Here is an 18,104-nt window from a genome sequence, read left to right as displayed (position 1 = left end):
TTAAATATATACAGTCCTTATAATGATAAGGTGACAAGAAAATTTCCACAATAATAGCCGCATGTTCTGCTTATTTAAGGGATTAATGTTATGAATACCAATAAGCAGCCACCGTTGTGGCTACTGACAATACTGATTATGTTTCCCCAACTGGTGGAAACCATATACAGCCCTGCATTGCCTGACATCGCCCGTGCTTTTCAGGTAGGCAGTGAACGTGCCGCGCAGACACTTTCAGTCTATTTTGTCGCGTTTGCCGTCGGCGTTGCACTCTGGGGCTGGCTAAGCGACCGTATTGGTCGGCGACCGGCGATGATGGCCGGACTTCTGTGCTACGGGACCGGTTCCGCACTGGCGCTTGTAACTCCAGACTTTAGTGTTTTACTCCTGGCTCGCATGGTGGCGGCCATGGGGGCAGCTGCCGGGTCCGTTGTCGTTCAGACCATGTTACGGGATAGTTACGAATCAACGGCCTTAGCCCGTGTCTTTTCCGTAATGGGAGCGGCGCTGGCAATAAGCCCGGTTTTCGGTCTGGTAAGTGGAGGTTGGCTGGTTAGCCTGTACGGACATACAGGCGTGTTCGTTGCGCTGGTGACACTGGCCCTGGCGCTGCTGACACTGATCGCATTACTGCTGCCTGAAACGCGGTCGGAAAATACTTCCAGTGCCCGTTTTGGCGGGCTGGGTTACCGAATGGCGGGTGATGGAAGGCTGTGGAAAAATGCAATGCTTGTTGCGCTGCTCAATACGATGCTTTTCAGTTACTACAGCCTGGCACCGTTTCTTTTCGGGCAACTGGGCTGGAGTCCCCGTGCTTTCGGATGGACGGGGATTTTACTGGCTTTAGCTTCCCTGTCGGGCAGCCTCTGGAACCGGAAACTGTTGTCTATCGGTTTGTCACCAGAAAAACTGGTGAAGAATGCCTGCCTGCTGGCCCTGTTATCCGGTATCGCAGCATGGATATTACAGCATTCTGTCTGGATCCTTTTGCCGATGGCCGGGATTGTGGTTGCCTATGGCATCGCGATTCCAAACGTGCTCAGCCAGGCCCTGAGCCAATACCGTGAACAGGCCGGAGCGGCCGGAGCGTTGTTTGGATTAGTCTACTATATGTTGCTGGGAATGATGTTGGGACTTGCCGGTATCGTGCAACAACTGGGATTGGTTCTGACCGCTTGTGCAGTAATAGCCTGGTTTTGCAGCCTTTCACGCCACTAAGCCTGCTGGCTTTAATATTGACCCGGGAACCTGTTAGAGAATGGGTTCCCGGTGCAATACTGAATGGTTTACGCCAACTGCAGTCCGGTCAGCTAAGAACTACTTTTAGCAATTATTGCTTCCTTGAGCCAGTAATGTCCGCTTCTGGCACAAAGCGGACATTGAGGAAGGAGTTCAATCCTCGAGGTTTACTAAGTGCAATAAGTTCTACTCGAATCCTGCTACCCCTTTGCCCAGCTTATCAGCCCATTCCTGCATCATAACCTTTCACTCATCAAGATAAGTTACATGGTTGTATGTGCGACGAACATTGTTGGTATCAGCGAACGCAAGTTGGGCCTCAATAGCGTCGGGTTGATAGCCCATCTCGTTTAAACGTGTTCTTCCTGTAGTTCTGGTATATAGGTACCACTCCAGCCGAGGCTTTTAAGTAGCCGACACAGAGAGTGCGATGTCATTGGGCTTAGCGGATTATCCCTGCCCGGAAAAAGGTGCTGCCGATGCCCGGTTAATCCCTGTAGTGTTCTGAGCTTTTTGACAGCTTGGGAGGGCAGGGGAATAACGTGTTCTCTACAAGCTTTCATTCGCGCTGCCGGAATGGTCCACAGGGCGCTATCAAGATCGATTCTGCTTCGGTAACTTCAGCGGGACGCGCAAGTGTCCACCACATTAACCACATGCAATAGTTTACTTGGTACGAGCCATGACTATTGTCAAAACAGCTCAATAATCTCCCGATTTGCTGTGGGTTTAATGCCTGTTTGTGTTTTATTAGCAGGAAGCGGCTTGCGCGCAGGCCAGACGGGATCGCTATCAGCTCCAGGCGTCGCGACTGCTAACTCGAAAATTGATGAAACGGTGCGGCGAGCTTCCGCAGCAACTGTCGGGGCTCCCCGTTTAGCTGTTTCCTGAAGAATTTCAAGGATGAAGATGGAAGAATGTTGTACTCATCCGCGCACTCATTTTTGACTGCGTTGCTACGAGATGAATTGAGACTCTGTGAAATGAAAAATCCACGCAATTGCGTGGATTTTAAAGGTTTTTGTGGTTTTGATGAGATTCAGTGAAACCTCATGAGACGACAAATTTTATTTAGACGTTGAACAGGAAGTTCATTACGTCGCCATCTTTAACGATGTAATCTTTACCTTCTGCACGCATTTTACCGGCTTCTTTCGCGCCTTGCTCACCCTTGTAGGTGATGAAATCTTCAAATGCGATGGTTTGTGCGCGGATAAAGCCTTTCTCGAAGTCGGTATGGATTTTACCGGCAGCCTGTGGCGCGGTGGCGCCAACAGGGATTGTCCATGCGCGGACTTCTTTCACACCAGCGGTGAAGTAGGTCTGCAGGTTAAGTAGTTCGTAACCGGCACGGATCACGCGGTTCAGGCCCGGTTCTTCCAGACCCAGCTCTGCCATAAATTCGTCACGATCGGCATCGTCAAGTTCTGCGATATCGGATTCAACTGCAGCACAAACGGCAACGACCACAGAACCTTCAGCGGCGGCGATTTCACGCACTTTATCGAGATATGGGTTGTTCTCAAAACCATCTTCGTTGACGTTGGCAATATACATAGTTGGCTTCAGGGTCAGGAAGCTCAGGTATTTGATAGCCGCTTTGTCTTCGTCAGTCAGGTTTTTCAGTGCACGTAACATACCGGCGTTTTCCAGCTGTGGCAGGCATTTTTCCAGTGCAGCCAGTTCTGCTTTAGCGTCTTTGTCGCCACCTTTGGCTTTCTTCTGCACGCGGTGGATAGCGCGCTCACAGGTATCAAGGTCGGATAAAGCCAGTTCGGTGTTGATAACGTCGATATCGTCAGCCGGATCCACTTTATTATTAACATGGATAATGTTGTCGTTTTCGAAGCAGCGAACTACGTGACCGATAGCTTCTGTTTCACGGATGTTGGTCAGGAACTGGTTGCCCAGACCTTCACCTTTGGACGCGCCTTTTACCAGGCCCGCGATATCCACAAATTCCATTGTGGTTGGCAGGATACGCTGTGGTTTTACGATTTCGGCCAGTTGATCCAGACGCGGATCGGGCATCGGAACAACACCGGTGTTCGGCTCGATAGTACAGAACGGGAAGTTTGCCGCTTCAATACCCGCTTTTGTGAGCGCGTTGAACAGGGTGGATTTGCCTACGTTTGGCAAACCGACGATACCGCATTTGAATCCCATGTTTAAATCACCTTAATCTTTTGATATTCAACCTGTTATAGAAAACAGATTGTAGAAAAGTAAATAACTCTGCCTATTATACACAGCACGCGAGAAAAATGCCGCACATCACTGCTTATTGAGCTTTAAAGGTATGTAAGCGGCTCGTTGCTTTCGTCAGGCCATCTTTGAATAAAATCTCGGTACAACGAGCCGCTTCGTCAATAGCTTCATCAATTAACTTCTGTTCTGAAACAGGCGGTTTACCTAAAACAAAGCCGACAACTTTGTTTTTATCGCCAGGATGGCCAATTCCGACGCGTAAACGATGAAAGTTCGGGTTATTGCCTAACTTGCTGATGATGTCCTTCAGGCCATTGTGCCCACCATGACCACCGCCAAGCTTAAATTTTGCGACGCCCGGGGGCAGATCCAATTCGTCGTGGGCGACTAAAATTTCATCGGGGTTAATGCGATAAAAATTGGCCATCGCGCCGACGGCCTTGCCGCTCAGATTCATAAATGTGGTCGGCACCAGCAAACGGACATCTTCACCTTCGAGCGTCACTCTGGAGGTGTAACCGAAGAATTTCGGCTCATCGCGCAGGGGGGCTCGTAATCTCTCTGCCAGTAGATCGACGTACCATGCGCCTGCATTATGTCGCGTTGCCGCATACTCTGCGCCGGGGTTCGCCAGGCCGACAATCAATTTAATCGTCACGTATTTTGTCCTGAGTGTGTCTATAACCGGCGTGTAGTTTACTGTCTGTCGGTGCGCTTGACAAAAAACTGCGTGCGTAACTGCAAAATCTGAATAATTGCCCAAATGGACTATTAGAAAATGAGGTTGTTCAGTAGCTTATTTGTAAAGTTTTGTTGCATTGGTGTTTGTAATTGTGATCGCTCCCGCACATGCAAACGGCAGTGTTGTCTATACTTTACACATAAGGATTAGGGGTATTCCCTGTAGCAACCCAAAGTTCCGGAGGTGACACATGAAACGCAAAAATGCTTCGTTACTCGGTAACGTGCTCATGGCTTTAGGGTTGGTGGTGATGGTTGTCGGTGTTGGCTATTCTATTTTAAATCAGTTGCCGCAATTTAATCTGCCACAGTTTTTCGCACATGGTGCTGTGCTCAGTATTTTTGTTGGTGGTGTTCTCTGGCTGGCGGGGGCCCGCGTCGGTGGGCATGAACAAATCAGCGACCGCTACTGGTGGGTTCGTCATTACGACAAACGCTGTCGCCGGAATAACAGCCAACGCCACAGCTAAGCGGTGACGTTATTGTAGACCAGTCAGCTTTATGCTGACTGGTTGTTAGTTCGCCTTGTTTCTGCGCGAGCGGGAACGGATGCGCTGTAATAACACGACTAGCGCCAAAACAACCGCCAGATATCCCATAGCATACATTCCCTGATGCTTTCTCGACTCCAGCTGCGGATCGGCTACCCACGCCAGAAATGCGGTGACATCGCGTGCGTACTGTTCTTCCGTTTGGGGTATGTGTGTTTGCGTAGCCCAGATTACCTCACCGTCTGTCAGTGGTTTTGGCATATTGATAATCCCGCCCGGGAAATACCGGTTAGCCTTCATCTCAGGATCATCGGGAACATACCCCGTCAGCAATGCATAAATATAATCAGCCCCTTGTTCGGAATAAGGAATAAACGCATCCAGTAAAAATTGTGGAAATCCGCGATCGTAGGTTCGTGCCCGAACGATATAGCTCAAATCTACCGGCAGCGCGCCATTGTTGAGGTATTTGGCTTCCTGCTCATTGAGATAAGGGGAAGCAAAGACATCATTCAGATTGCCATCCCGTTCGCCGGGTTGCCCGTCGTCCTCCACGGTTGCAAAGACGTAACCGCTCGCCATTGTTTTAGCTTCAGCTTGACTCAGCTCCGGCCCTCCCGGTTTGGTCAGCGTTCGGAACGTCAGATATTTCATGCTGTGGCAGGCCCGACATTTTTCTTCGTAAACCTGCAGACCGCGTCGTAACTGCTCTGTGTCGTATTTGCCGTTCGCACCGCTAAAAGACCACGTCTGCGGTGGCGGTTGCTGCGCACTGAGTACGTTGCTGAAGAACAGACCCAGACTGAGGGTGGTGTACGTTAAAAATCGTCCCATAATGTCAGTCCTGTTTTTCCAGTAAGCGTCGACACGGCAGAACAATCAGAAACCATGCGAAATAGACCAGCGTTGAAAGCTGAGATGCTGCACGGATCCAGCCCTCGTCATGATTAAACCCATCAACTAAATCCGGACCAACCAACGCTTTTGATCCCAGCCAGCCTAAAAAGAAGGCGTTGCCTACCCAAATCCAGAAGCTGACTTTAACCAGCTTGCTATAGTTGCGAAACCGCGCACGTGACGTATCCAGCCAGGGGAGAAAATAGAAAATCAGTACCGAGGCGCACATCGCAGTAATACCCGCCAGCTCATTGGGAAAGCAGCGCAAAATAGAGAAGAAGGGCAGAAAGTACCATTCCGGTGCGACGATGGCCGGCGTGACTGTCGGGTCGGCGGGAATAAAGTTATCGGCGCTGCTGAGATAATGGGGCGCGAAGAAGAGAAACCAGGTAAATAACATTAAAAAGAGAGTGAGTTTAATGGCATCGCTCTCGGTGACGCGAAAATCAAACAGCAGCCGTTGAGACTCTTGTGCGGAAAATGTTTTCTTCATCGCATGGGCAAAAGCCGACTGAACGGTGCGTACATGCCATATCGTCACCGCGACAATCGCGAATGGAATAATAAAGTGAAGCACATAAAAACGCCCAAGTGTTGGTGTACCGGGCGCATATCCACCGACTAAATAGGTATACAGCGAATCCCCGATAAACGGAATTGCCCGGGCAAAACTGGTAATAACCGTGGCTGCCCAGTAGCTTTTTTGCCCCCAAATAAGGCTATAGCCCAGAAAAGCAGTGATCATCAGCAGCACATATAACGTCACGCTGATGGTCCACATCTTCAGATAGGGTTTGCGGTAAACGTTGTAATACATCGCGCGGAAAATATGCAAATAACAGGCAAAGAAAAAGAGTGAAGCGCCAGTTGCATGCATGTTGCGCACCAGTTCACCGTGCCTGACTGAACGCATAATATGAATAATGGAATCAAATGCGGACTCCGCCGTAGGTACGTAGAACATTGCCAGTACAATGCCCGACAGGATTTGGACACCCAGCATCACCAGCAATATCAAACCGATAGCAAATACCCACAGCCCGGAAACGGAGCGGGGAAGCGGAAGGCGAAACTGAAAGTTGCGCCATGACGTCGTTATATCAGAAGTGCTCATATCAGGCATCCTTTGCACCAATACGTACGCTCAGACCATCGGCAGACAAGGTATAGTCCGGGATTGCCAGATTCGCAGTGGCTGGACCGCGCGTCACACGTCCGGAGGTATCAAACTCTGAACCATGACACGGACAGATCCATCCCTGGCCACTGGGGTTGGCGTTAGGAACACACCCTGCATGAGGGCAGTAGCCCTGTATAACCAGCCACTGTGGATGTGCCGCTGTAACCCGTTCGCTATCTGCCTGAGGAGCCAGCAGTAATCGATTATCTGCCTGTTGCGCCGCTGCAATCTCTTGCGGAGTTCGGTGGTGAATGAGGATCAGTTTTCCCTGCCAGATACGCTTCACTGTCTGGCCTGCTGCTACGCCTGCAAGAGAGACATCAATTGGCTCATTTTCTGCCTCGGTTTTATCATCCGGACCCAGTGCTGAGATGAGCGGCCAGGCGGCGGCGGTGACACCCGCCACGCCGACAAATTTTGTCAGTTTGCACAGGCAGTCACGTCGCCCGGTCTGGATCGTTTCACTATCGGGTTTTTTATCCACCACCAGTATTCTCCCTTTATCGTGGCGTTACTGTTTATCGATGCGGGTATAAATATCCTGAAAGCGTTTATCCGCAAGGCCCGGTGCTTTAAACGCGCGGTAGTTGTCGGGCAATACGGCGTCACCGACTTTGATCAGCATGATCATGCCCTGGGCATAGTGGGGTGAGCATTTGATGCCGTAGAAGCCTGCGTTGTCGTATTTGACTTCAATCTCTTCATCGATTTTGCCAATGAAACCGGGATAGCCTGCGGGTGAGAGTTCGGCAATCGAGGCTGCATTGTGGCTCTTATGTTTGCGGATAAACTTCACGCTATCGCCCGGTTGGATCGCCAGATAGTCCGGCTCGTAGACCATTGGCCCACCAGCACCTCGGTTTTTCATCAGCACTTCATGCGTTTGTGCAAAAGCCGTGGAGGTGAAGGCTAACAGGCACAGGATTTGCAGACTTTGCTTAATACATTTCATATCAGTTCCTTTGGTATTTACGCTGGTCGTTGGTAGCGGATGAAGCAGCTCGCCCCATCAGGTGGACGTTCGACAATTGCATCGATGCCAAACCAGCAGTTAAGGTTTTCTCGGGTGAACACTGCAGAAGGATTGCCCTGCATCGCCAGTTGTCCGGCTTTCATCACCATGATGCGATCGCAGAACATTGCGGCATGATTCAGGTCGTGCAGGGCAGCAATAACGGTAAGTTTCTCGCGTTTGACAAGGTTGAGCAGGCCAATCTGATGTTGGATATCGAGATGATTTGTCGGCTCATCCATCAGCAGTACCTGGGGTTGTTGCGCCAACGCCCTGGCTATATGCAGGCGCTGGCGTTCGCCCCCGGAGAATGTATGCCAGCAGCGATGCTGTACGTTTTGCATGGAGACTTTTTCCAGCATCGCTTGCACAATCTCATCGTCAGAACGCGACCATGGCGACAACAGGCTTAGAAATGGTGTGCGGCCAAGAGAAACGGCCTGAATGGCGGTAAGACGCTCGCTGGTTTCTGCCTGTTGTTCAACAAGAGCCACTTTTTGCGCCAAATGGCGCCGCGAATAGCAGTGAACGTCTTTGTTGTTCAGCAAAACCTTGCCTGCGGAGGGTTTCAGTAAACCGGCCAGAAGCGAAATCAGTGATGTTTTCCCGGAACCATTGGGGCCGATAATCCCAACAAACTCCCCGGGAGAAACCTGAAAAGAGACATCATTTACAATTGCCTTGCCTTTCACTTCCCAGTGCAGATTTTGCGCGCAAACCACATGATTGGCCGCATTCGCTCTGCGTAGAGGTGATGTAAAGCATGGGTTAACGGTCATTTGCTCGGATTCCCTCGTATCAATATGAGTGAAAATGCGGGAGCGCCGACCAGGGCGGTGATCACGCCGATTGGCAAAACTTGCCCTGGAAGCAGGGTTCGGGAGATGACATCCGCCACGATGAGAAAAATAGCGCCAATAAAGGCGCTTACGGGCAATAAGCGGTGATGCTGGTTTCCCACCAGTAAACGGGCGGCATGAGGAATGACCAGCCCGACAAAACCAATAGCGCCTACAATCGATACCATAATGGCCGTCATTCCCGTCACTGCGGTAATAAGTACGACGCGGGTGCGTTTAACCGGAATACCCAGCGATGCGGCCGATTCAGCGCCAAAGGAAAATGCATCAAGATGGCGGGCGTAGCAAAAGCAGATAATTATGCCGACCAGCGCAGTTGGGATAGCCAGAACCACATCTGGCCAGCGAACGCCGCTAAGGTTGCCCAGTAGCCAGAACATAATGCCGCGAGCCTGCTCGGCATTGGCTGAGCGGGTGATAATCAGTGAAGTGATGGCATTGAACAACTGTGAGCTGGCAATCCCGGCGAGAATGATTTGCGTGGTGGCGGAACCGTGTTTTCCCCGCGCAGCCATCGCCAGCAGTGCGACAAACAAAAACGCCGTCAAGGCGCCGATAAAGGCGCCGAGAGACATGCTGACGATCCCTGCACCCAGTCCGGTTAATGCAATGAGCACGGCTCCGGTTGACGCTCCGGCGGAAATCCCCAGCAGATAGGGTTCGGCCAGCGCATTACGTAGCAGTGACTGTAACACTACCCCGGAAACCGCCAGACATGCGCCGCAACAGGCGGAAACCAGCGCGCGAGTCAGACGGTAGTTCCAGATAATCCCGGCATCCAACGCGTCCACCATATACTGGGTGTCAAACAGTCGGTTTGCCAGCGTATGGATAACGTGCTGCCACGGAATAAATGTTTCACCGATGGAGATCCCTGCCAGAAGAACGCCACACATCACCACACTGACCCACAGGCTGTGTAGCACTGCCCGGTTTGTTAATTGACGAATGGCCTGGCGCGTCCTGCGTAATTCACTCATTATTTTACGGCTGCCCTGAGTACAAAAGGGCGTTATGCCTGCAAAAGGCATAACGCGCGACGAGGATTAATGAGTGGCTTTTGGATGTGCCAGGCCGTACTGCACCAGCGCATCAGCGAGTTTCTCAAGACCATCGATAGTTCTTATCCCGGCATTCATGGTTTGCACGTCGATCACTGGCAGGTGGTTTTCTTTAACTGCCGGGATCAGGCTGGTGACAGGATCAGACTTGAGGTATTCCATTTTGACTTTCCAGTCATCAGCTGGGAAACGGCGACGTCCCATTTCGCCCAGAACGATAACCGATGGATCCGCTTTGGCGATGGTCTCCCAGCCTACAGTTGGCCACTCTTCGGCGGAATCAATGACGTTTTTCACCCCAAGTGATTGGGCGATCCACGCGGCGGGGCCAAATTTTCCTGCGACATACGGGTCAAGTTGCAGATCGGCGCTGGAGAACCAAAAGACGGCGGAAACGTTGTTGTCCATACCGGTAATTTTGGATTTTGCCGCAGCCTCACGTGCTTTGAGGCTGGCAATCAGTTCATCACCTTTGTCCTGAACATCGAAAATTTTTGCCAGATCTGCGACTTCCTGGTAAACCATGGCGATATCAAACATCCCCTTACGTACACCATCTCCGCCGTCTTCGTTATCTTTGGCACAATCGGCGGGAGCGGTATAAACCGGAACTTTCAATTCGCTGAATTGTTCGTAGGACGCGACCGTACCGGCAGGGCCAATTTGCCATTCAAACTGGCTGGCTACTAAATCTGGCTTTTTAGCAATAATCCCTTCAAAGCTCGGGATGTTCTGTGCAATGACCGCAATTTTATCATTCACCGCCTTGTACTGTTCCGGGACGGGACCGAACCAGAGTGACGTTCCGACAACACGATCGGCCAGACCCAGAGAATAGAGTATTTCAGTGCTATTTTGCCCTACGGTGGTAACTCGCTGGGGAGCTTTATTAAAAGTAATATCCCGGCCACAGTTTTTGATAGTCAGTGGATATTCTGTTTTGGCCGCAGAAGCCATATTACTGGCCAGGAAAAGTGCGGCGCCAGTCAAGGCCAGAAGTGAAAGTTTGGAATAAGAAGAGGTAATGTCAACGTGCATTATAATTGTCCCTTTCATGCCAGAATCTGATCGTCTGGTATATAATTTCGGGACAGGCGCATGACGATAGATGACATCGAATCATGATGTACAGACAAGATAATATGAAAAAAAAGTATATTCTCGTCTACCAGGTCAGGAATCACGATCATTAGTTCGTCAAATAAATCACCCCATGGACCATCCCGTCCACTCAATGTATACAACCTTGACAGTAGGTCTCCTGGCTCGCGGCAATCAGAATATCGGCCTTCCCATAAATAAATCTTTACAGTGACCTATGGTGATTTATTACCATACGAAGATATTCTGTATCCGCTTACAGTTGCGGGGGCAGCTATGGCATAAGATTGAAATAATCCGCACCATATTCCGTTTCAAAATAATAAGTACATTCTGAAATACTGTCATCGGCGAATGTATCGGCATCCAATTATCGCGTCAACCGCTTGAATAAGTAGGGGTATTTGTTTTGCTATTGTTAATTCCTTTAAAAACATAGTGTTATGAGAATATTTTTTAGTGTGTTCTATGTTGATGGTGAATATCAGATAAATTAAATGAGAATTATTTGATTCTGATCAATTAATTTTGCTGCGATAAAAATGACCGGAATTAATAGTGCGGATGCACAATTATTTAATTATTTGCACAATGTCACATTCCGATAGCATATTTCTCCATATGCACAATTTGTTGTTCTCCACCTTCATCTAAAAGCTCGGTGAAATGATGGCGTAGCCAAAACGGATAACCGCCAGGTAAAAAATGATGGGTGTGCAGGTAGAGTGTTTTATATTGTTGACGCAGGCAAAATTGTTCTGCCAATGAAACTAACTGACCGCCTATTCCCTGGCGACGATAATTTTGTTCAACGTAACAACGACAAATCTCAGCGGTTGTAGATAAATTATAACGCCCACGTAATGTCGATATTCTGTCATCGTACTGGCATACCGCCAGCGTGGCGATAAGCTGTTGTTGTTCATCCCATACGCCGATCAACAGATTTCGTGGCTGGTGAATGTATTGTGAACGTAACGCTAACACATCCTGACTTGAGTCGGGGAGTGGCCTGTTGGCATTAAAATAGAGATTCAGATGCCGGATAATAAACGATTGCACGGCTGGAATATCAGTCTCGGTGATTTCGCGATAGACAAATGTAGAGTCAGATTTCATGGCTACAGGTATCGTCAGAGAGCAGGAGAGATGATGATAACAACTCAGACGTGTTTACAGAAGAGAAGTGTTACCGGCAGGCAAGAGCATGCCGGTAACAGATGAACATTAAATATCCGCCAACGCTGCGTCGCGGTTCGGGAAGAATGCCAGACGGCCCGGGATCGGTTGGATGCCCGCGCGCGCCATCGTGCGCAGCGGCTGGAATTCCAGATTGCTGATGCGTAATTCACAGCCTTCCGGAAGACGTTTTACAAAACGCTGGAAGGCGTCAAGGCCACCAGCATCCAGTACCGGTACAGCGTCCCATTTCAGCACCACAATGCGTTTGCCTTCAATACGAGACTCGAGATCGGTAAATAGTCCCTCAGCTGCGGCAAAGAACAGTGGGCCAATCACGCGCAGTACCAGCACATCATCCGGTACAACCACGTTCACCGGTGCCAGACGGGTCATGCGGGCAATACGGCGCATAAACAACAGGGAGGCAAGAACGATACCGACGCTGATGGCGACCACCATATCGAACAGAACTGTCAGCGACATACACATCAGCATGACGATGATATCGTCTTTCGGTGCGTGGCGCAGCAGATCCACCACTTTATGGGCTTCGCTCATGTTCCACGCCACCATCAACAGCAGTGCAGCCATTGCCGAGAGGGGTAACCAGGAGAGCAACGGCGCTAACACCAGCAGAGCGAGGATCACAAGAATTGCGTGGATGACTGCGGAAACTGGTGAGGTTGCCCCGGCACGGACGTTAGCCGCAGAGCGGGCAATTGCAGCGGTAGCCGTTATGCCGCCAAAGAACGGTGCGACAATATTCCCCAGGCCCTGACCAATCAGTTCACTGTTGGCTTTGTGTTTGGTTCCGGTCATACCGTCGAGCACCACGGCGCACAACAGGGATTCAATTGCCCCCAGCATCGCCATAGAGAAAGCCGCGGGTAACAGTGCCTGTAATGAACTCCAGCTTAGCGTGAAGTCTGAATCCGGCAGGTTCCACGGCAATACCAGTTGCGGCAACAGTTGTGGGATACCGTTACCCTGGGAACCGTCAGCCAGAATATAGTGGAACTGAGAACCGATGGTCGCCACATGGCCGCCCATCAGGTTAACAATGCCCATCACCGCACAACCGGCCAGCAGTGCAGGAAGATGGCCTGGCAGACGGATCCCCAGACGAGGCCAGAAAATCAGGATCCCAAGCGTGACCACACCAATAGCGGCATCGCCGAGGTTGATGGTCGGTAATGCCATAAACAGTGCACCTACCTTTTGCAGGTAGTGCTCCGGTACATGAGCCATTTGCAGACCAAGAAAGTCTTTAATCTGCATGGTACCGATGGTGATACCAATACCGGATGTAAAACCTAAGGTGACAGACACGGGGATATATTCGATCAGGCGACCAAAGCGGGCGAGGCCGAAAAGGATCAGAAATATCCCGGACATGAGCGTGGCAACCAACAGGCCTGCCAATCCGAACTGCTGCGATACCGGATACAGGATCACCACGAAGGCGGCGGTCGGACCAGAAACGCTAAAGCGTGACCCCCCGGTGAGGGCAATAACAATCCCAGCAACGGCTGAGGTATACAAGCCGTACTGTGGCGCAACGCCGCTGCCAATTGCCAGTGCCATCGCCAGCGGGATAGCAATGATCCCAACGGTTATCCCGGCGATCAAATCACGGGTAAAGCGTGAGACGGTATATTTTTCTTTCCAGCAAGCGTCGATGAGAGCGCGGAAAGGCATCACATGTGAGGAAAGTAATCTGTTCACAATAATGTTTCATCCATGAGCGCATCATCTGTCAACTAAATGGCAGGTGAAGGAGGCATAAGTCATACAAATAAATGTTGCAGATAAAAAAACCCGCCGCAGCGGGTTTTTGAGCCGGGCTCGATTAATGCTCGAACATAGCAGAGATGGATTCTTCGTTGCTGATACGACGAATCGCTTCGGCCAGCATACCCGACAGGGTCAACGTACGCACGTTCGGCAGTGCTTTGATTTCATCAGTCAGTGGAATGGTGTCACAGACAACGACTTCATCAATCACAGAGTTGCGCAGGTTGTTTGCCGCATTGCCTGAGAAGATCGGGTGGGTAGCGTAAGCGAATACGCGTTTTGCACCACGTTCTTTCAGCGCTTCTGCTGCTTTGCACAGCGTACCGCCGGTATCGATCATATCATCAACCAGCACGCAGTCACGACCTGCTACGTCACCAATGATGTGCATCACCTGAGAAACGTTCGCACGTGGGCGACGTTTATCGATGATAGCCATATCGGTATCGTTCAGCAGCTTAGCGATAGCACGGGCACGCACGACGCCACCGATGTCCGGAGAAACCACAATTGGGTTGTCCAGATTCAGCTGCAGCATGTCTTCTAACAGAATTGGGCTACCGAATACGTTATCAACCGGTACATCAAAGAAGCCCTGGATCTGTTCAGCATGCAGGTCAACGGTGAGGACGCGGTCAACGCCAACGCTGGACAGGAAGTCCGCGACGACTTTTGCGGTAATCGGTACACGAGCGGAACGTACGCGACGATCCTGACGTGCATAGCCGAAGTAAGGAATAACGGCGGTGATACGGCCTGCGGAAGCACGGCGCAGAGCATCGACCATAACGACCAATTCCATCAGGTTGTCGTTAGTAGGGGCACAAGTGGACTGGATGATGAAAATATCACCACCGCGTACATTTTCATTAATTTGTACGCTGACTTCGCCGTCGCTAAAGCGACCTACAGCGGCGTCGCCGAGTGAAGTGTACAGGCGGTTGGCAATACGTTGTGCTAGTTCCGGGGTGGCGTTACCAGCAAAAAGCTTCATATCAGGCACGAGAAGAACCTCAGGCATGCGTCCATTGGTGGAAAGAATCTGCCGAAAACTGTGCGGGCCAGGCAGTATCCTCTCCAGGCGGTGTATTAAAGAGCGCGATGCAACGTCTGGAACAGGGTGACGTTGTCACCGCAACTCAGCTTGCCCGGCTTACTCATCGTCATTCACGTTTCATGTCTGCTGGCATCAATGATTCACACCGTCACATTTTGTATGCTTCCGGGGATTCGCCATCTTACCATTTTCCTGAAACCCGAATGATTTAAAGTAACGCTCTGTGCAATGGGGAGAGGTTGACACCTTTCGCCACAAAGCCTTGGAGCCATTCCGGGGCTTGCTCAAGCACCTGGCGAGCACGGGACTCTGTGTCAAATTCAGCAAAGACACAAGCCCCTGTACCAGTCAGGCGCGACGGCGCGTATTCTAACAGCCAGGAAAGCGCTGCATCAACCTCGCGAAAACGTTTTCTTGCGATAACCTCGCAATCATTGCTGAATTCACATTTTAGTAACGTTTCTATTGACCTTTTTGGCGTGTTGCGCGGCAGTTGCGGATCTTTAAAAATAAACGGTGTTGGAATGCTGACGCCAGGATGGGCGACCAGATACCATTTTTCGGGGGGATTAACCGGTGTAAGGACTTCGCCTACACCTTCGGCGAAAGCGGCCTGTCCGCGCACGAATACCGGTACGTCGGCGCCTAACGTTAATCCAATCGCCGCCAGCTCATCTTGTGACAGCCCACAACCCCAAAGATGATTTAGCGCAACCAGCACGGTAGCGGCATTCGATGAGCCACCTCCAAGACCGCCGCCCATCGGCAGACGTTTCTTAATACTGATGTCAGCGCCGCTTCCTGTGGGCAGGCGCCCACTCCCAGCGGCGGTTTTCATCAGTAAACGTGCTGCGCGAACGATTAGGTTATCTTCATGCTCCACGCCTTCAACTGCGGTTAGCAGGTGAATTTCACCGTCGCTACGCACATCGATAGTGATGTCGTCACCATAATCGAGAAACTGGAACAGCGTCTGTAGCGTGTGGTAACCATCTGCACGTTGTCCAGTAATGTACAAAAACAGATTCAGTTTTGCCGGGGAGGGCCAGTGGGTCATCATTTCACAATCCAGTTATCCATTTTCAACTTAATGCGTTGAGCGCCGTCCGACAGTTCCATATTAGCGGGCATAGCGGGCTGCGTTTTACTGTCATAGCTGCTATAGACCACTTTCCAGTTCTTACCGTCCTGACTGTAGTTCACTTCACTCAGACGGTATTTCTCATCGAGTTTGTAATCAGTAGCCTCGCCAGGCAGACCGAGGATCCACTGACGCAGACTGTTTAAAGGAATTGGCATTCCGGTCAATTTACCGATCATCTCTTCGGCGTCGTCAGCGGTGTAATGCTTACCTTTGTTATCGACAAGCTCTACATTGCCTGGCTGGGCATTCAGCTCCAGTTCGGTGCTGCCCAGTGGGTTAGTCAACAAAAGACGATAGCGATCCTGACCGGTTTGCTGCCAGAAAAAGCGGGCATAGACTTTCTGCTGGTCGGAAATGTAGGCAAACGCGCCGCGCGTCTGATACTGATGTAGTGCGCGCACTTCCTGCTGGTGTTGACGCCATTCTGGGGAGTCGGGGCTTTTGCCAGGACCTTTCGGCGCGTTGAGCGTACAGGCGGTGAGGACCAGACTTGCCAGCGGCAGCAGGCGGATCAAGCGAAAATCAGGCAGGGTCATAATGATGACAAATCCTTGTAGTACGGTGCAATAATTGCCTGATGGCGCTACGACTCATCAGGCCTACAAACTCAACCCGTAGGCCGGATAAGGCTAATTTTTAGCCATCCGGCAAAATCTTGCCATCGGTTGCAGTTATAACCCTTAATGCTAGCGCCGAGCGGGTATATCGTCTACGTTCACGTTATCTTAATTTAAACCGTAAGCTATTACTCCAAAAGGGGGCTGTCTCTTTTATTGACCGCACGCATCCTGTATGATGCCCCCAGTCTAACCTTATCAACGCTGGTACTATTCCCGCACACATGACCCTTTTAGCGCTTGGTATTAACCATAAAACGGCACCTGTATCGCTGCGAGAACGCGTAACGTTTTCGCCGGACACGCTCGATCAGGCGCTGGACAGCCTGCTTGCGCAGCCAATGGTGCAGGGCGGGGTGGTGCTGTCGACGTGTAACCGTACGGAGCTTTACCTCAGCGTCGAGGAGCAGGATAACCTGCAAGAGGCGCTGATTCGTTGGTTGTGTGAATACCATAATCTGAATGAAGACGATCTGCGCAGCAGCCTTTACTGGCACCAGGACAACGACGCCGTCAGCCATTTGATGCGTGTTGCCAGCGGCCTGGATTCGCTGGTGCTCGGTGAGCCACAAATTCTGGGTCAAGTGAAAAAAGCGTTTGCGGATTCGCAAAAAGGTCACCTGAACGCCAGTGCGCTGGAACGCATGTTCCAGAAATCCTTCTCGGTTGCCAAGCGCGTTCGAACTGAAACCGATATCGGCGCCAGCGCGGTATCCGTTGCTTTTGCCGCCTGTACACTGGCGCGTCAGATATTTGAATCTCTTTCCACGGTGACCGTGCTGTTGGTCGGCGCAGGTGAAACCATCGAGCTGGTGGCGCGTCATCTGCGTGAACACAAAGTGAAGAAGATGATTATTGCCAACCGCACGCGTGAACGCGCACAGGTTCTGGCAGATGAGGTCGGTGCCGAGGTGATCTCACTGAGTGAAATCGACGAGCGTTTGCAGGACGCCGATATCATTATTAGTTCCACAGCCAGCCCACTACCGATTATCGGTAAAGGAATGGTGGAACGCGCGCTTAAAAATCGCCGCAATCAGCCGATGCTGCTGGTCGATATCGCTGTACCGCGCGATGTTGAGCCGGAAGTTGGCAAACTGTCTAACGCCTACCTGTATAGCGTTGACGACCTGCAAAGTATCATTTCGCATAACCTGGCGCAGCGCAAAGCGGCGGCAGTGGAGGCTGAGACGATCGTTGAGCAGGAAACCAGCGAGTTTATGGCCTGGCTGCGCGCCCAGAGCGCAAGTGAAACCATCCGCGAATACCGCAGTCAGTCAGAACAGGTTCGTGATGAACTGACCGCCAAAGCGTTGGCTGCTCTTGAACAGGGCGGTGATGCGCAAGCTATTATGCAGGATCTGGCCTGGAAACTGACTAACCGCCTGATCCATGCACCAACCAAATCACTTCAACAGGCTGCCCGTGACGGGGATAGTGAACGCCTGAATATTCTGCGCGACAGCCTCGGGCTGGAGTAGCAGCACACCAATCTCATTTTTTACAGGGTGCATTTACGC

General features: G+C 51.0%; 17 protein-coding genes, 1 pseudogene and 1 riboswitch. Of the genes and pseudogenes, 3 read left to right on the top strand and 15 right to left on the bottom strand.

The window, feature by feature from the left end:
* The first annotated feature begins 90 nt into the window (after positions 1–90).
* Entirely contained in the window at positions 91–1,218 is a 1,128-nt protein-coding gene (locus LG384_RS12625) for a Bcr/CflA family efflux MFS transporter (protein ID WP_225760982.1), read from the top strand.
* Between the two features lie 267 nt (positions 1,219–1,485).
* On the opposite strand, the pseudogene LG384_RS12620 reads toward LG384_RS12625, so the two are convergent.
* From LG384_RS12620 to pth, 3 genes and pseudogenes are all read right to left on the bottom strand, one after another.
* A pseudogene (locus tag LG384_RS12620) lies at positions 1,486–2,144 on the bottom strand (tyrosine-type recombinase/integrase); the annotation flags it as partial.
* 166 nt (positions 2,145–2,310) lie between these two features.
* Positions 2,311–3,405, bottom strand: a complete 1,095-nt coding sequence (ychF, locus tag LG384_RS12615; RefSeq protein WP_200011009.1) for a redox-regulated ATPase YchF — start codon at positions 3,403–3,405, stop codon at positions 2,311–2,313.
* Positions 3,406–3,520: 115 nt separating this feature from the next.
* On the bottom strand, positions 3,521–4,105 hold the full coding sequence (pth, locus tag LG384_RS12610; protein WP_225760981.1) for an aminoacyl-tRNA hydrolase: 585 nt from the start codon (positions 4,103–4,105) through the stop codon (positions 3,521–3,523).
* Between the two features lie 274 nt (positions 4,106–4,379).
* On the opposite strand from pth, the gene ychH reads away from it, so the two are divergent.
* Entirely contained in the window at positions 4,380–4,658 is a 279-nt protein-coding gene (gene ychH, locus LG384_RS12605) for a stress-induced protein YchH (protein WP_045443721.1), read from the top strand.
* Positions 4,659–4,703: 45 nt separating this feature from the next.
* Here the strand turns inward: ychH and LG384_RS12600 are convergent, their stop codons facing one another.
* The 12 genes from LG384_RS12600 to lolB all read right to left on the bottom strand — a co-directional run bounded on the left by LG384_RS12600 (position 4,704) and on the right by lolB (position 16,503).
* Complete coding sequence (locus LG384_RS12600) at positions 4,704–5,513, bottom strand: cytochrome c1 (RefSeq protein ID WP_045443718.1); 810 nt, start codon at positions 5,511–5,513, stop codon at positions 4,704–4,706.
* Between the two features lie 4 nt (positions 5,514–5,517).
* Positions 5,518–6,690 carry a cytochrome b N-terminal domain-containing protein gene (locus tag LG384_RS12595; protein WP_045443715.1) on the bottom strand — a complete coding sequence of 391 codons (1,173 nt, stop codon included), beginning with the start codon at positions 6,688–6,690 and terminating at the stop codon, positions 5,518–5,520.
* Between the two features lies 1 nt (position 6,691).
* Entirely contained in the window at positions 6,692–7,243 is a 552-nt protein-coding gene (gene petA, locus LG384_RS12590) for a ubiquinol-cytochrome c reductase iron-sulfur subunit (protein ID WP_045443712.1), read from the bottom strand.
* A gap of 24 nt (positions 7,244–7,267) precedes the next feature.
* Positions 7,268–7,708 (bottom strand): pseudoazurin, encoded by a 441-nt coding sequence (locus LG384_RS12585; protein ID WP_045443709.1) that lies wholly within the window; start codon positions 7,706–7,708, stop codon positions 7,268–7,270.
* Between the two features lie 17 nt (positions 7,709–7,725).
* Positions 7,726–8,547, bottom strand: coding sequence for an ABC transporter ATP-binding protein (locus LG384_RS12580; protein WP_200011001.1), 822 nt, complete (start codon positions 8,545–8,547; stop codon positions 7,726–7,728).
* Positions 8,544–9,608 carry an iron ABC transporter permease gene (locus tag LG384_RS12575; protein ID WP_045443703.1) on the bottom strand — a complete coding sequence of 355 codons (1,065 nt, stop codon included), beginning with the start codon at positions 9,606–9,608 and terminating at the stop codon, positions 8,544–8,546. Before LG384_RS12575 ends, LG384_RS12580 begins: the two co-directional genes overlap by 4 nt.
* 66 nt (positions 9,609–9,674) lie before the next feature.
* On the bottom strand, positions 9,675–10,727 hold the full coding sequence (locus LG384_RS12570; RefSeq protein WP_048221362.1) for an ABC transporter substrate-binding protein: 1,053 nt from the start codon (positions 10,725–10,727) through the stop codon (positions 9,675–9,677).
* Positions 10,728–10,922: 195 nt separating this feature from the next.
* A riboswitch (cobalamin riboswitch) is annotated at positions 10,923–11,151 on the bottom strand.
* A 233-nt stretch (positions 11,152–11,384) separates the two neighbouring features.
* Positions 11,385–11,909, bottom strand: coding sequence for a GNAT family N-acetyltransferase (locus LG384_RS12565; RefSeq protein WP_225760979.1), 525 nt, complete (start codon positions 11,907–11,909; stop codon positions 11,385–11,387).
* 108 nt (positions 11,910–12,017) lie between these two features.
* A complete protein-coding gene (gene dauA, locus LG384_RS12560) occupies positions 12,018–13,697 on the bottom strand; it encodes a C4-dicarboxylic acid transporter DauA (protein WP_225760978.1) in 1,680 nt (559 codons plus the stop codon).
* Positions 13,698–13,821: 124 nt separating this feature from the next.
* Positions 13,822–14,769 carry a ribose-phosphate diphosphokinase gene (prs, locus tag LG384_RS12555; RefSeq protein WP_001518537.1) on the bottom strand — a complete coding sequence of 316 codons (948 nt, stop codon included), beginning with the start codon at positions 14,767–14,769 and terminating at the stop codon, positions 13,822–13,824.
* 262 nt (positions 14,770–15,031) lie between these two features.
* Positions 15,032–15,883 (bottom strand): 4-(cytidine 5'-diphospho)-2-C-methyl-D-erythritol kinase, encoded by an 852-nt coding sequence (ispE, locus tag LG384_RS12550; protein WP_225760977.1) that lies wholly within the window; start codon positions 15,881–15,883, stop codon positions 15,032–15,034.
* On the bottom strand, positions 15,880–16,503 hold the full coding sequence (gene lolB / locus LG384_RS12545) for a lipoprotein insertase outer membrane protein LolB (RefSeq protein WP_045443685.1): 624 nt from the start codon (positions 16,501–16,503) through the stop codon (positions 15,880–15,882). Before lolB ends, ispE begins: the two co-directional genes overlap by 4 nt.
* Before the next feature lie 305 nt (positions 16,504–16,808).
* Between lolB and hemA the strand changes: the two genes are divergently transcribed.
* Entirely contained in the window at positions 16,809–18,065 is a 1,257-nt protein-coding gene (gene hemA, locus LG384_RS12540; protein WP_045443682.1) for a glutamyl-tRNA reductase, read from the top strand.
* Positions 18,066–18,104 lie beyond the last annotated feature (39 nt).

This window comes from Citrobacter sp. Marseille-Q3906 (genome assembly GCF_916618775.1).
In the GTDB taxonomy this organism is placed as follows: Bacteria; Pseudomonadota; Gammaproteobacteria; order Enterobacterales; family Enterobacteriaceae; genus Citrobacter; species Citrobacter murliniae.
Note: the sequence above shows the minus strand (reverse complement) of the source record. Positions and strands in the feature narration are given on the sequence as shown.

Excerpts from the sequence above, each read along its gene's own strand:
- LG384_RS12600 (WP_045443718.1), bottom strand. The coding sequence starts at position 5,513 with ATGGGACGATTTTTAACGTACACCACCCTCAGTCTGGGTCTGTTCTTC.
- ispE (WP_225760977.1), bottom strand. The coding sequence starts at position 15,883 with ATGATGACCCACTGGCCCTCCCCGGCAAAACTGAATCTGTTTTTGTAC.
- LG384_RS12565 (WP_225760979.1), bottom strand. The coding sequence starts at position 11,909 with ATGAAATCTGACTCTACATTTGTCTATCGCGAAATCACCGAGACTGAT.
- LG384_RS12625 (WP_225760982.1), top strand. The coding sequence starts at position 91 with ATGAATACCAATAAGCAGCCACCGTTGTGGCTACTGACAATACTGATT.
- lolB (WP_045443685.1), bottom strand. The coding sequence starts at position 16,503 with ATGACCCTGCCTGATTTTCGCTTGATCCGCCTGCTGCCGCTGGCAAGT.
- ychF (WP_200011009.1), bottom strand. The coding sequence starts at position 3,405 with ATGGGATTCAAATGCGGTATCGTCGGTTTGCCAAACGTAGGCAAATCC.
- LG384_RS12580 (WP_200011001.1), bottom strand. The coding sequence starts at position 8,547 with ATGACCGTTAACCCATGCTTTACATCACCTCTACGCAGAGCGAATGCG.
- LG384_RS12585 (WP_045443709.1), bottom strand. The coding sequence starts at position 7,708 with ATGAAATGTATTAAGCAAAGTCTGCAAATCCTGTGCCTGTTAGCCTTC.
- LG384_RS12575 (WP_045443703.1), bottom strand. The coding sequence starts at position 9,608 with ATGAGTGAATTACGCAGGACGCGCCAGGCCATTCGTCAATTAACAAAC.
- ychH (WP_045443721.1), top strand. The coding sequence starts at position 4,380 with ATGAAACGCAAAAATGCTTCGTTACTCGGTAACGTGCTCATGGCTTTA.
- LG384_RS12595 (WP_045443715.1), bottom strand. The coding sequence starts at position 6,690 with ATGAGCACTTCTGATATAACGACGTCATGGCGCAACTTTCAGTTTCGC.
- LG384_RS12570 (WP_048221362.1), bottom strand. The coding sequence starts at position 10,727 with ATGCACGTTGACATTACCTCTTCTTATTCCAAACTTTCACTTCTGGCC.
- hemA (WP_045443682.1), top strand. The coding sequence starts at position 16,809 with ATGACCCTTTTAGCGCTTGGTATTAACCATAAAACGGCACCTGTATCG.